Annotated in this window: 11 protein-coding genes; 6 read left to right on the top strand and 5 right to left on the bottom strand. The window is 65.5% G+C overall.

The window, feature by feature from the left end; translation table 11 throughout:
- Positions 1-40: 40 nt before the first annotated feature.
- Positions 41-1,438 (top strand): cytochrome P450, encoded by a 1,398-nt coding sequence (locus CH251_RS19290; protein WP_094614590.1) that lies wholly within the window; start codon positions 41-43, stop codon positions 1,436-1,438.
- On the opposite strand, the gene dinB is transcribed toward CH251_RS19290, so the two are convergent.
- Entirely contained in the window at positions 1,439-2,659 is a 1,221-nt protein-coding gene (dinB, locus tag CH251_RS19285) for a DNA polymerase IV (RefSeq protein ID WP_094614589.1), read from the bottom strand.
- 133 nt (positions 2,660-2,792) lie between these two features.
- On the opposite strand from dinB, the gene CH251_RS19280 reads away from it, so the two are divergent.
- The 3 genes from CH251_RS19280 to CH251_RS19270 are packed head-to-tail and all read left to right on the top strand — an operon-like array spanning position 2,793 to position 6,741.
- The gene (locus CH251_RS19280) at positions 2,793-5,066 is read left to right on the top strand and encodes a bifunctional diguanylate cyclase/phosphodiesterase (RefSeq protein WP_094614601.1); all 2,274 of its coding nucleotides are present in this window, start codon (positions 2,793-2,795) and stop codon (positions 5,064-5,066) included.
- Positions 5,067-5,077: 11 nt separating this feature from the next.
- Positions 5,078-5,698, top strand: a complete 621-nt coding sequence (gene bluB, locus CH251_RS19275) for a 5,6-dimethylbenzimidazole synthase (RefSeq protein WP_179273720.1) — start codon at positions 5,078-5,080, stop codon at positions 5,696-5,698.
- Positions 5,695-6,741: a hypothetical protein gene (locus tag CH251_RS19270; RefSeq protein ID WP_256979184.1), complete on the top strand. Its 1,047-nt coding sequence runs from the start codon at positions 5,695-5,697 to the stop codon at positions 6,739-6,741. The genes bluB and CH251_RS19270 overlap by 4 nt, the downstream gene beginning before the upstream one ends.
- A gap of 4 nt (positions 6,742-6,745) precedes the next feature.
- On the opposite strand, the gene CH251_RS19265 is transcribed toward CH251_RS19270, so the two are convergent.
- The 4 genes from CH251_RS19265 to CH251_RS19250 all read right to left on the bottom strand — a co-directional run bounded on the left by CH251_RS19265 (position 6,746) and on the right by CH251_RS19250 (position 9,190).
- Positions 6,746-7,258 carry a DUF427 domain-containing protein gene (locus tag CH251_RS19265; protein ID WP_094614586.1) on the bottom strand — a complete coding sequence of 171 codons (513 nt, stop codon included), beginning with the start codon at positions 7,256-7,258 and terminating at the stop codon, positions 6,746-6,748.
- Positions 7,259-7,280: 22 nt separating this feature from the next.
- Positions 7,281-8,009, bottom strand: a complete 729-nt coding sequence (locus CH251_RS19260; RefSeq protein WP_094614585.1) for a DUF2637 domain-containing protein — start codon at positions 8,007-8,009, stop codon at positions 7,281-7,283.
- 199 nt (positions 8,010-8,208) lie between these two features.
- Complete coding sequence (locus tag CH251_RS19255; protein ID WP_032397411.1) at positions 8,209-8,511, bottom strand: WhiB family transcriptional regulator; 303 nt, start codon at positions 8,509-8,511, stop codon at positions 8,209-8,211.
- A gap of 118 nt (positions 8,512-8,629) precedes the next feature.
- Positions 8,630-9,190: a gluconokinase gene (locus tag CH251_RS19250; RefSeq protein ID WP_094614584.1), complete on the bottom strand. Its 561-nt coding sequence runs from the start codon at positions 9,188-9,190 to the stop codon at positions 8,630-8,632.
- Between the two features lie 80 nt (positions 9,191-9,270).
- Here CH251_RS19250 and CH251_RS19245 point away from each other — a divergent pair, with 80 nt between their 5' ends.
- Positions 9,271-10,014 (top strand): FadR/GntR family transcriptional regulator, encoded by a 744-nt coding sequence (locus CH251_RS19245; RefSeq protein ID WP_094614583.1) that lies wholly within the window; start codon positions 9,271-9,273, stop codon positions 10,012-10,014.
- A gap of 59 nt (positions 10,015-10,073) precedes the next feature.
- Entirely contained in the window at positions 10,074-12,617 is a 2,544-nt protein-coding gene (gene otsB, locus CH251_RS19240; RefSeq protein WP_094614582.1) for a trehalose-phosphatase, read from the top strand.
- Positions 12,618-12,736: the final 119 nt, after the last annotated feature.

Raw genomic sequence — 12,736 nt, 5'->3', positions numbered from 1 at the left:
ACCGGTTCAACAGGGTCGGTCTCGAGACGACGGAGTGGCGATGTCGACAGAGTTCGCGGTACGAAACGGCGCTCTACCGCATCCCCCGTACCGAATTCCCGTGCTCGGCGACCTCGTCGGCGTCGACCCGCGCACCCCGGTTCAGGATTCGACCGCCATGGCAGGCCGCCTCGGCCCGATGTTCGAGCGGAACGTCCTCGGCCGGCGCTTCGTCTTCGCCTCCGGTGCCGACGTGGTGGGCGAGTTGTGCGATGAGAAGCGCTTCGAGAAGTTTCTGCCTCCCGGCGTCGAGAATCTGCGCGACATCGGGGCCGACGGGCTGTTCACCGCCTATAACCACGAGCCGAACTGGCAACGCGCCCACGATCTTCTACGTCCGGCGTTCACCGCCGGCGCCATGCGCGGCTACCACGAGATCATGGTCGACGTCGCCGACGATCTGGTTCGGCACTGGGAAGACCGCGCACGCACCGGCGCAACGACCGACGTGTCCTCGGACATGACGAAACTGACGCTCGAGACCATCGGTCGCACCGGATTCAGTTACAGCTTCGGCTCGTTCGAGCGAACCGAGCCGCATCCGTTCGTCTCCGCCATGGTCGGCGCACTGACGTACAACCAGCGGCGTGCGTTGCTGAAGATCCCAGCAATCGCCAAGCCCCTGTTCGCCCGATCCGACCGAAGATACGCACACAACAAGCAGTACCTGGCCGACGTCCTTGCAGACGTCGTCCGGACCAGGCACCGGTCCACCGAAGACTTCCACGACCTGCTGCAGATCATGATGGACGCGGCACGCGAGGTCGACAATCCGAATGCATTGAGCGAAGCCAACATCGGCTACCAGATCCTGACGTTCCTGATCGCCGGACACGAGACCACCTCCGCTGCACTGTCGTTCGCGCTGTACTACCTGGCGACACATCCGGAGGTCTTCGAGCGGGCCCGCGCCGAGGTCGACGAGGTGTGGGGTGCGGGAAAGCCGGAGTTCGGGCAGGTCCCCAAGCTGAGGTACGTCCGCCGAGTCCTCGACGAATCGTTGCGCCTGTGGCCGACGGTTCCCGCGTTCGGCCGAGGGGCACGGGCCGAGACCACCGTCGGTGACGGCTACCGAATGGAGGCCGGGGACTGGGCGATCGTGCTGGTGACGGCCCTGCATCGCGATCCGGTGTGGGGCGATCGTCCCGGCGAGTTCGACCCGGACAACTTCCTACCCGACCGGATCAGGGCCAGACCGGCTCATGTCTACAAGCCCTTCGGCACCGGTGAACGCGCCTGCATCGGCAGGCAATTCGCCATTCACGAGGCGGTCCTGGTACTCGGAACGATTCTTCAGCGTTTCGATTTGCGAGCCGACCCGTCGTACGAATTACGGGTCGTGGAGCGACTGACCATGATGCCCACCGGCTTCCGGGTGCATCCGACAACACGACGGTAGTCAGTCCGGCAACAGCGGAACCGAGATTCCCGGATCGCGGCCGAGAAGCACCCCACGAGTGAGCGATGTCGATCCGAACTTCTTGTGCACCCCGTCGAGCGCACGGTCGAGAGCCGATGCCTCCGGGGGCTTGCGCACCTGCGGTGCGTCGAACTGCAACTCGAGCTGTTCGGCTCCACCCTTGTCGATACTCGAGACGGTGACACCGACGAGGGTGATGCCCTTGTCGGCGATCAGCGGTGCGGCATCGCGGAGCAGTTCGAGTGCGGCGTCCAGGATGTCTCGGGTGTCGGCGGTGTCGCGATCGAGCGTGTGCGAGCGGGTGGCGCGAGTGAAGTCGGCAAACCGCAAGCGCAACATGACCGTTCGTCCGGTTCGCTCTGCTGCGCGCATACGGTGCGTGACGCGATCGACGAGCCCGATCAACGAGGCCTCCACCTCGGCCGCGTCGTGTCTGCCGCGTCCGAGTGCTCGCTGCGCGCCGATGGAACTGCGCGACTTCCCGGGTTGGACGCGTCGCGGATCTCGGCCCATGGCCAGCGCGTAGAGGTGGGCACCCGCCCCTTTACCGAGGACCGAGGCCAACGACCGCTCACCGTAGGCTGCGATGTCGCCGACGGTCCTGATGTCGAGGACGTGCAGCTTCTCTGCGGTCACTTTGCCTACGCCCCAAAGCCTTTCGATGTTCAGCGGATGCAGGAACTCGAGTTCGCCACCGGGCGGCACGAGCAGCAGTCCGTCGGGCTTGGCGAAGGCGCTGGCCACCTTCGCCAGAAACTTGGTGGTGGCGATCCCGACGGTGATGGGCAACCCCACCTGTTCGGCGACCTCCCGCCGCAGACGCTGTCCGATCTCCGTCGCAGTGCCCGCAATCTTCTGCAATCCGCCGACGTCGAGAAACGCCTCGTCGATGGAGATGCCCTCCACCAGCGGGGTGGTGTCGTGGAAGACGTCGAACACGTCCTTGCTCGCCCGCGAGTAGGCCTCCATGCGCGGCGGCACAACGATCGCCTGCGGGCATACGGCGCGGGCCTGCCCGCCACTCATCGCCGTGCGTACCCCGAAGGCCTTGGCCTCGTAGCTGGCTGCGAGCACCACTCCCCCGCCGACGATCACCGGCTTGCCGCGCAACCGAGGGTCGTCACGCTGCTCCACCGAGGCATAGAAGGAGTCCAGATCGGCGTGCATGATGCTCGCCGGATTCCGAGTGTTCGACTCCACGAAACTATGCTCGCACGTGCTACCGACACTCCTCCATGCACAACCCGAGCAATCAGGGTGGACGAAGTGACCCAGATCACCGAGTGTGACATTGTTGAAGCCGTCGGATCGGCGTGAACGGCTGGAGAAAATCGTGACGGCCTGGTGGCGGTGGTACGCAGCGCTCGGCGCAGTCGGCTGCGTCGTCTACTTCCTCGTCCCCACGATCGTCTGGGCCCAGACGGTCTTCGTACTCGTCGGAGCCTCCGCCGTCGCTGCCACCGTGATCGGTACCAGGATGCATCGCCCGGCCAACCGCAGAGCCTGGCTGGCCATCGCCACCGGAACCGCACTGTGGGTACTCGGCGACATCGTCTTCGAGTGGATCCACGTCACTCGCGGCAGCGTGCCGTATCCATCACTCGCCGATGCGCTGTACCTCGTCGGCTATCCGGTCTACGGTTTCGGCCTGTTTCTGCTCGCCCGCCACAAGTGGCGGGCCAGTGAGCGTGGACATGTCGCCAACAGTGCCATCATCATGGTCGCCTTCGGACTGCTCACCTGGGTCTTCGCCGTTCAGCCGACGCTCGGCGCGGAAGGGATCTCCGGATTGGGCGGACTCGTCGAAGTCGCGTACCCCGCGATGGACATCTTCCTGCTCGGACTGCTGGCCCACTTCGTCGGATCACGGCAATGGCGAGCCCTGTCCTACCGACTGCTCACCGGTGCCGTGCTGCTGCTCGTCGTCACCGACACCGTCAACAACTTCGCGATCATGCCCGAGTCCTCGTCCCAGCGGTCGCTGTTCGACGTCGGATGGACCATGTCCTACGTCCTCATCGGAGTCGCCGCCCTGCACCCGTCCATGCGTCGCATCACCAACCCGAACATCGAATCCGACGCCCATCTGATGGCGTCGTTCACCACCCCCACGGTCGTCGTGCTCACCGCGGCCACCTTGACGGCACCGATCGTGATGTTCATCGAGGTCGTTCGCGACGAACCGATTCAGCAGTGGGGCTGGGCAGTCCTGCTCTGCGCCGGAGCGTTGGTGATCCTGGTGATGTTTCGCATCACCGATCTGTTGCGATTGCTGCACACCCAAACGGTGCAGTTGCGTGCAGTTGCCGACACCGATCACCTCACCGGCCTGGCCAACCTGCGCGCCCTGGAACATCAGGTCTGGGGCAATGCCGGTGGATCGACGTTGCTCACAATCGATATCGATCGATTCAAGGAGATCAACGACACGTTCGGACGCGGCCTGGGCGACCGGGTTCTCGTGGTGGTCGCCGACCGACTGCGAAGCATCGTCGACGATTCGATTCTGTTGGCACGCTTGGCCGGTGACGAGTTCGCGCTGTGCGGAGCGACGGAATCGATGGACCCGGCCGCGCTGGCCGAGGACATTCAACAGCAATTCGCCACGCCTTTCGAGGTGGAGAACATGACGCTGCTGATCGAAGCGAGCGTCGGCGTCGCGTCCAATTCTCCGGCTACCGAGGGCGACGACGAGACGACGCCGGATCGACTCGTGCAGCGTGCCGACCTCGCCGTCCAGACAGCGAAAGCCGCACAGTCGCGAGTCGCGTACTACGACCGATCGATGGACCGGGACAAGAGCGAGCAACTCATCATGCTCGGCGAGCTCACCACAGCACTCGAATCGGACCAACTGCGACTGCACTACCAGCCCCAGGTCGACCTCACGACAATGACCGTCGTCGGCGTGGAAGCGCTGCTGCGGTGGCATCATCCGAACGGCACCGTCCTGTCCCCCAGCGCATTCCTGCCCACCGCCGAACGCACCGGACTGATCCGGCCACTGACGAGCTACGTCCTCACCCATGCCCTCGCCCAACGCAAGCAGTGGAAGGCCGATGGGCTCGACCTGAGCATCGCTGTCAACATCTCGACCCGAAATCTGTTCGACGACACCTTGATCGAGCAGGTGTGCACGGCGCTGACCGAATTCGACTGCCCTCCGGGGCGGTTGACGGTAGAGGTGACCGAGACCTCGGCGATGACCGACCCTGTCGGCGCGACCGAGAAGCTGTCGATTCTGCACGCGATGGGTGTGCAGGTCGCCATCGACGACTACGGCACGGGCTACAGCTCGCTCGCCTACATCGAACGGTTGCCGGTACAGGAGTTGAAGATCGATCGCGCGTTCATCGGCGGCATGGCCGACAATCCCGCGCACGCCGCCATCGTGCGCTCGACCGTCGAACTCGCCCGTACGCTGGGATTGTCGGTGACGGCAGAGGGCGTCGAGGACGAGGTGACGATGACGGCGTTGCGTGAACTACGGTGCGGTCGGGCGCAGGGTTTCCACCTCGGCCGGCCCACCTCGGCAGATCGACTGCCCGCCCTCGTCGCCGAGCTCGACGAACGTCTGAAAATTGCTACAGGAGAACGGATATCATGACCGAGGCAGCCCTGTCGGTGTACGCGGCCATTCGATCTCGCCGCGACGTCCGCGCCGAGTTCGACGGAACCGTCGTCGACGACGAGACTCTGCGCCGAATTCTCGGAGCGGCGCATCAGGCCCCGAGCGTCGGCAACACCCAGCCCTGGGACTTCGTGGTCGTCCGCAAGCCCGACACTCTGAGCGCATTCGCCGCCCACGTGGCCGGTTGCCGACAGGACTTCGCGGACAAGCTCGATGCCGAACGCCGAAAGACGTTCGACCCCATCCGTATCGAGGGAATCGAGACGAGCGGAACCGGTGTGGTGGTCACGTACGATCCGAACCGTGGAGGACGGCACGTCCTCGGCCGCGACACCGTCGACGACACCGGACTGTTCTCCGCCGTACTGGCCATCGAAAACCTCTGGCTCGCAGCGATAGCCGAGAACGTCGGCGTCGGCTGGGTCTCGTTCTACGACGAGGCGTACCTCACCGAGCTGCTCGACATCCCCGCACCGGTTCGCCCCATCGCCTGGCTGTGCGTCGGCCCGGTCGAATCATTTCAGGAGGTACCCGATTTGGAACGCCTCGGTTGGCGCACCCGCCGCCCGCTGGACGATGCCCTGCACTTCGAGCAGTACCGCCGATGATGCGGGCGCGCATGGTGACGGTTGCGGCCGCGTTCCTGTTGCTGGCCGGCTGCTCTTCTGCCGAGTCCCCCACCGAACCCGCAACTCCAGCAACGACTCCGGCGGCCGAGCCCGCACAGGCTCCGGACTCGGCCGACCCGATCGGTACCGTCGTTCCACTTCCTGGCGCTCCCGAGGGCGTCGTGGTTGGGACGTCCGGCATCGCCGCTGCCGGGGTACGTGAGCCCGACGGCGTGGTGCTGTTCGACGCGGCCACGGGTGCCGTGCGGCAGATGGTCGCGACGACGGGTGCACCGCGCCATCTCTCGCTCGCAGGTCCCGACGGCCCGGTGTTGGTTCCGCTCGAAGGCAGCGACGAGCTGCTCGAGATCTCACTCGACGACGGCGCAATCTTGTCGACCGCCACCGGGGTCGGCCGTCAACCACACGATGCCGTGCAGACCTCCGACGGCACCATCGTGGCCACCAACGAGATGGGCGGCGGCGTGATCTTCCTGCGGGACGGGGCGGTGGTGTCGGAACTACCGCCCGGGCCCGTCCAACCCGGTGGGGTCGCGGCTCTCGGCACGTTCGCTGCCGTCGCGGACGTCCAGGGCAACGGCGTGTGGGTCTACGACGGTGCGACGCAGCAGGAGGTGGCGCAGGCTCCGATCGGCGTCAAACTCACGCACGCGGTGACGGTGAACGAGACGACTGCCGGTTTCGCCGACACCGACGGCGGCACGGTCCTTCTCGCATCGGTCGACGCGGCCGGGGGCATTCGTCAGATCGCGTCGATCGATGCGCCCGGCAACCCGTACGGGCTCGCCGTGGATCCCGAACGCCGCCTGCTGTTCGTGACGCTGACAGCGTCGAACCTACTGCGAGTGGTCGACGTGTCCGATCCCGCTTCTCCTCGCATTATGGGCGACGTTCCGACGGTGACGCAGGCCAATTCCGTCGCCGTCGATCCGCGCACCGGAGACGTGCTGGTGACCGGCAGCGACCCCGGTGCGGCGAGTTCGATTCAGATCATCACCCGCGCAGAGCTGCCCAGCAGTTAGGCCGTCACCAGCCGTAGGAGCCGGGGATTCCCTTGAACGGCCCGACGACGTCGTCGGTGATCCAGCCCTCGTAGAACCCGCCTTCCTGGGGCCGAACCGCTTCGCCGTCGATCTCGCATTCGACGCGGCTAGGCGAGAAGGCGAGGTAGCCGGCGATGTCGGTGAACCGTGGCGTCGGGTTCTCGTAACTCCACGCCGCGGCCGGTGCCACAGCGTCGCCTCCGTGCACGTCCCAATACGTGGCAGCACCCTTCCACTCGCAATGCGTCGAGCGGGCGTCCGAGGGCGTCAGCGCACCCGGAACAACATCCGCCGGGGAGATGTACCAGGTCGGTGGATGGCTCGTCTCGAGCACTCGGTACGCGGCGGTGGTGCGGGCGATCACCTCGCCGCCGAGCCGAACGACGAGGGAACGGTTCGAGGACTCCAGCTTTGGTGGACGTGGGTAATCCCAGACCGATTCCTGGCCCGGCTTCGGCTTTTCGGGAACGACGGATCTCGGCAGATGTGAACTCATCCTTCGATGGTGCCACCGGGTGTCACGGCGCGTCGACGGGATAGAGATCGTCCACCCGTTCCTCGTCGAGAATCCAGCGATCCACCTCGTCGAGAGGTTCGATCGTGCGCACCGCCGGTTCGGGCATGGGTTGCTCGATACGGACCGGCTGAATGTGCTCCGGCTTGATGCGCTCCGGCTCGGTGTGGACCGGCTCGACGCGCTTCATCGGCGCGGGTGCCGGCGTCTCGGAGGTGGGGAGTTCGGGCGCAGGTGTCACGGGTTCGGATCGCGGGACCGTGATCGCAGGCTCCTCGACGGCAAGTTCTTCTTCGGCGACGCCGGTGGTCTTCGGCAGTTCCGCCGGTACCCGAACGAGGATGCCGAGTCCGTGGGTTGCGGCCAACAAGCTCACCGGGGCGACGGTGGCAATGGCCGCCGACAGGGCTGGATGCAGTGTGCCGGCGTCGGAGATGAAGGCGTGCATGGCATTTGCGCCGATACTCACCAGAGCTGCCGTGATCAACACGCCCCAGAAGAAGCGTCGGCCACTGCGTTGATCCTCGAATTGAGCCAGTGCGATGACGGAGATCGTGGCCTGCAGAATGGTGCCGTCGACGATCACCGGCCACAGCCAGGACAGTGAGCGCGGAACGCCTGCCATCGTGGCGAGATCCCAGAGTGCGGCGAAGCTGAGCACGAACGACGCAATTCCGATGACGGTGGTGATGACGACCGCACTGACGAGCGTCGCACGCAGGACCTTGTTCATGGGTCGTCATGAAACACGAAGCCACCGACAAGTTCGGTCGAGCTTGCGACGGTCAGGGCTCGAAGGCGTCGGACCGGTCTTCGCAAACGCGCGCGCGTTCGCCAGCGGCGCGCGGAATCGCCATGTGCACGTTGACAATTACGAACGCGTTCGGCACATGCTCGCGCATTTACCACCGCACCCATATGCCTCGGCGGGATCAGGCGGTTCGGATGGCTCCACGGTAGAAGTCGGCGCGATCGTGTGCCGACATTCCGCCCCACACGCCGTAGGGCTCGTTGGCCTCGAGTGCGTGCTGACGGCATTGTTCGAGTACCGGGCAGCGGCCGCAGACCTGCTTCGCGGACTTCTCGCGCGAGGTGCGAGCGCGACCTCGTTCACCTTCGGGATGGAAGAACACGGACGAGTCCAGTCCGCGACACAGTCCGTCGAGTTGCCAGTCCCATACGTCTGCGTTGGGGACGGGAAGTTGGACCGGCCTGGCGGGTGCGCCTCGCACCATGAGCTGTCTCCTCACTGAAAAGTGAACAAGCTCACTATCTCGCATTCGTCGTACTTTTACAAGTTCTTTTGGTTATTCGTAGTACTTAAAAGCAAGCGTGCTTGCTTGAATTTTTCGATCAGTGACTCTCCGACATCCCTGCTCGCTTCTCGAGTTCGAGCAGGATGCGCTCGGCGATCTTGGTCGGGGGCGGGCCGATGTCGACGACGATGGAGTTCTCGTCGTCGCCCAGCGGCTCGAGGGTCGAGATCTGCGTGTCGAGCAGCGAGGACGGCATGAAGTGATCCATCCGTGCATTGAGGCGACCGCTGATCCGATCCTTCGTTCCGGCCAGATGCACGAAGATCACCTCCGCCCCCTCCCTCGACCCAGCAGCCAGCACGTCTCGGTACGTCCGCTTGAGCGCCGAGCACGTCACGATCCCGGATCGGCCCGTGGTGGTGTGGTCGGTGATCCATTCCGCGATCACGTCGAGCCACGGCCACCTGTCCTCGTCGGTCAGCGGCTGCCCCGACGCCATCTTGGCCACGTTGGCGTCCGGGTGCAGGTCGTCGCCCTCCTGGAGGTCCCATTTCAGCGCCCCGGCGAGGATGCCCGCCACCGTGGACTTGCCCGATCCGGACACTCCCATCACCACGAGAACCGGATGATGCGCTCTGCCTGTCGTCTGCGATGCCATCCCTCGATACTGCTCCATCGCGCCCGCCTGGATCGGACAGACGCGAGAAACCGGGCAACCCGTGGGACGATCGACCGGACATGAGCGAGACCAACGACTTCCGCCAACTGCACGATTCGGTGCTCGACGAGCTCGGGCGCGACATCGTCAGCGGCGCGATTCCGAGCGGGACCCGAATCTCGGCAGACGACGTCGCCGTGCGGTTCACCGTGTCGCGGACGGTCGTGCGGGAGGTCGTGCGCGTTCTCGAGTCGCTGGGGTTGCTCACGGTGCGTCGTCGTGTCGGAATCACCGTGCAGGGCTCGCAGAACTGGAACTCGCTCGACCCGGTGGTGATCCGCTGGCAGCTGGCCGGGCCTGCCCGTGCCGAACAGTTGCTACTGCTCAGCGAATTACGTTCGGGCATCGAGCCTTTGGCAGCCAAGCTGGCAGCTCACCGAGCGACGCCCGAGCAATGCGGGGCGTTGACGGCCGCCGTCATCGGAATGTCGTCGACGTCGAGAGCAGCCGACTCCGACGCCTACCTCGAACACGACTGCAACTTTCATCGCACGTTGCTCGCGGCGTCGGGCAATCCGATGTTGCGATCGATGTCCGACATCGTGGTCGAGGTGCTCGCCGGACGTACCCGCCATGCCCTGATGTCGAGGCAGGCCGACCCGGAGGCAATTCGTCTGCACGGGGTGGTCGCCTCGTCGATCCAATCCGGTGACGCCGAGTCCGCGCAGCGAGCCATGTTGGCCATCGTCACCAAGTCTGCAGCATCGATGTCGGCGGCCTCGGGTGTGACGCCGTCGCCCGGTCTGGTGCCCGACCAGCAGTGATACACCGGGTGCACAAAGCCAGGTACGCCGAGGCGGGGTTCATCGCCTAGATTCGACGGGTGACTGCTCTCGAATTGCCGCTCGAACTTCGCCGCGCACTCGTTGGAGTAGCTCGGACTCCGCGTCTGCTCGTCGCGTCCGATTACGACGGCACCATGGCGCCGATCGTCTCCGACCCGCAGAAGGCCTTCCCGCACCCCGAGTCGGTCAGCGCCATGCGCGGGCTCGCTTCCTTGGCCGGAACCAACGCTGCCGTCATTTCCGGACGTGCCCTCCGCGATCTCGCGATTCTCTCCCGCCTGCCGTCCGAGGTGCAGCTGGTGGGCAGCCACGGCAGCGAGTTCGACGCCGGGTTCGTCAACGCCATCGACGACGACGCCAAGAAGCTCCTCACCGTCATCACCGGCGAGCTACAGGCCATCGCCGACGCCCATCCCGGCGTGAGCATCGAGACCAAGCCGGCCAGCGTGGCGCTGCACGTCCGCAACGCCGAGACCGCCGCCGGTGACGAAGCGCTCGCAGCCGTGCGATCCGGCGCAGCTGCGCGGGACGGGGTTCAGGTCACCGAGGGCAAGTCCGTCATCGAGCTGGCTGTCATCGTCACCGACAAGGGCGTCGCACTCGATATCCTCCGCCACCAGGAAGCCGCCACTGCCGCAGTGTTTTTCGGCGACGACGTCACCGACGAGAAGGCGTTCGGACACCTGCACGGGCCGGACATCGGCGTCAAGATCGGGCCGGGAGACACCCTCGCGGAGTTCCGCATCGACAGCACCGAGCAGGTCGCGCTCGCCCTGGCATTTCTGCTGGAAGAGCGGCGGCAGTGGCTGTCGGGAGCCGACGCCCCGCGGATCGAGCGACTGACGATGTTGGCCAGCCCCAACGCCGTTGCGCTGCTGACCCCCGACGCCGACGTCACCTGGCTGTGTCACCCCGAACCCGACTCCGCAGCAGTGTTCGCGCACCTGCTCGGCGGCGATCAGGCCGGCCACTTCAGCGTCGGACCCACCCGCGCGTCGCTCCCGCTGAGTCAGCAGTACGTGGACGGCACGATGACAGTGCAGACCAAGTGGGCGAGCTTGCAGGTCACCGATTACCTGCCGCACGACATCGGCCAGGGCCAGACCGCGCTGACGCGAGTCATCACCGGCAAGGCCACCGCGGTGGTCACGTTCGCGCCGCGTCCGGAATTCGGAAAGGCGTGGGCCTCACTCGAACCCGATGTCGACGGTCTGCGCGTTCTCGGTACGGCAGATCCGATGGTGCTGCGCAGTCCCGGCGTCACCTGGAACATCGTCTCCGATGGATCTCAACAGACGGCACACGCCGAGGTCGATCCGTCCAACGGACCGATCGTTCTCGAATTACGTTTGGGCACAGACGATCTGAGTGAACACCCGTGGGACGAGGTGGAGCGTCGCCGCGCGTCGGAGGTGTACTGGAAGGACTGGGCCGACGGCCTGGATCTGCCGCCGCTCAAGCGCGATCTGATGAAGCGATCGGCACTGACCCTGCGCGGCCTGGTGCACGCCGAGTCCGGCTCGATCATGGCGGCCGCAACCACCTCACTACCCGAAGATATTGGTGGAGTGCGTAACTGGGACTACCGCTACTGCTGGCTGCGCGACGCCGCACTCACCGCAGCCGCGCTGGTCGACGTCGGATCGATGGCGGAGGCCGAGAACTACCTTTCCTGGATCCACGGTGTGCTCGAGTCGGTCTCCGGTCCGGAGCGTCTGCACCCGCTCTACACGATCTGGGGTCTCGGCCTCCCACCCGAGGCTGTCATCGACGAGCTGCCGGGCTACGCCGGTTCGCGTCCGGTGCGCGTGGGAAATGCTGCCAACCAACAGGTTCAGCTGGACGTGTTCGGCCCCATCGTCGAACTGGTGTCCGCTCTCGCCCATGCCCGCAAGGCCGCAGGATCGGACCACGGCCTCTCCGACGACGATTGGGAACTCGTCCGTGCCATGGTCGAAGCCGTCGAGCGTCGCTGGTTCGAACCCGACCATGGCATCTGGGAGATCCGCGACAACCCCCGTCACCACGTCTATTCCAAGGTGATGGGCTGGATCACCGTCGATCGCGCCATCCGACTCGCCGAAACGTTCGGTCGGACAACAGAACCCGGCTGGGCACCTCTACGCGAGACCATCCGCGAGGAAGTACTCGCCAACGGCTGGAACGAGGAAGTACAGTCCTTCACCGCCGCGTACGACGGCACCGACCTCGACGCCGCGACGCTGTTCATCGGACTGTCCGGACTGATCGACCCGGCCGACCCACGCTTCGCGGCCACCGTCACCGCCACCGAAGCCGAACTGCGCAGCGGGTCGACCGTGTACCGATACCGCCACGACGACGGACTCCCCGGCGGCGAAGGTGGCTTCCACCTCTGCGCCGCCTGGCTCGTCGAGGCATATCTCCTGGTCGGACAACGCGCCGAAGCCGAAGCACTGTTCGCCCAACTCGTCAGCGCCGCAGGCCCGACCGGACTGCTCAGTGAGGAATACGACCCCATCGCCGAACGATCACTCGGCAACCATCCGCAGGCCTACAGTCACCTGGGTCTGCTGCGCTGCGCGAGGTTGCTCAGCGCCTAGGGCTCACCCCACCCCCGCTCCGCGTCAATGGACCATTGCACGGCTCAGACGTATGCGATGTGCCATTCACGCAGCAGACCCCGGTGGGTGAATGGACCATTGCACGGGTCAGACGTATG

Source organism: Rhodococcus sp. 06-462-5, assembly GCF_002258315.1.
GTDB lineage: Bacteria > Actinomycetota > Actinomycetes > Mycobacteriales > Mycobacteriaceae > Rhodococcoides.
The sequence above is the reverse complement of the archived record's forward strand: the minus strand, read 5'-3'. Positions and strand labels throughout refer to the sequence as shown.

Bases quoted from the DNA above. Each gene is read 5' to 3' on its own strand.
- CH251_RS19270 (WP_256979184.1), top strand. From the start codon at position 5,695: ATGATGCGGGCGCGCATGGTGACGGTTGCGGCCGCGTTCCTGTTGCTG.
- CH251_RS19245 (WP_094614583.1), top strand. From the start codon at position 9,271: ATGAGCGAGACCAACGACTTCCGCCAACTGCACGATTCGGTGCTCGAC.
- CH251_RS19265 (WP_094614586.1), bottom strand. From the start codon at position 7,258: ATGAGTTCACATCTGCCGAGATCCGTCGTTCCCGAAAAGCCGAAGCCG.
- CH251_RS19250 (WP_094614584.1), bottom strand. From the start codon at position 9,190: ATGGCATCGCAGACGACAGGCAGAGCGCATCATCCGGTTCTCGTGGTG.
- CH251_RS19260 (WP_094614585.1), bottom strand. From the start codon at position 8,009: ATGAACAAGGTCCTGCGTGCGACGCTCGTCAGTGCGGTCGTCATCACC.
- CH251_RS19255 (WP_032397411.1), bottom strand. From the start codon at position 8,511: ATGGTGCGAGGCGCACCCGCCAGGCCGGTCCAACTTCCCGTCCCCAAC.
- CH251_RS19290 (WP_094614590.1), top strand. From the start codon at position 41: ATGTCGACAGAGTTCGCGGTACGAAACGGCGCTCTACCGCATCCCCCG.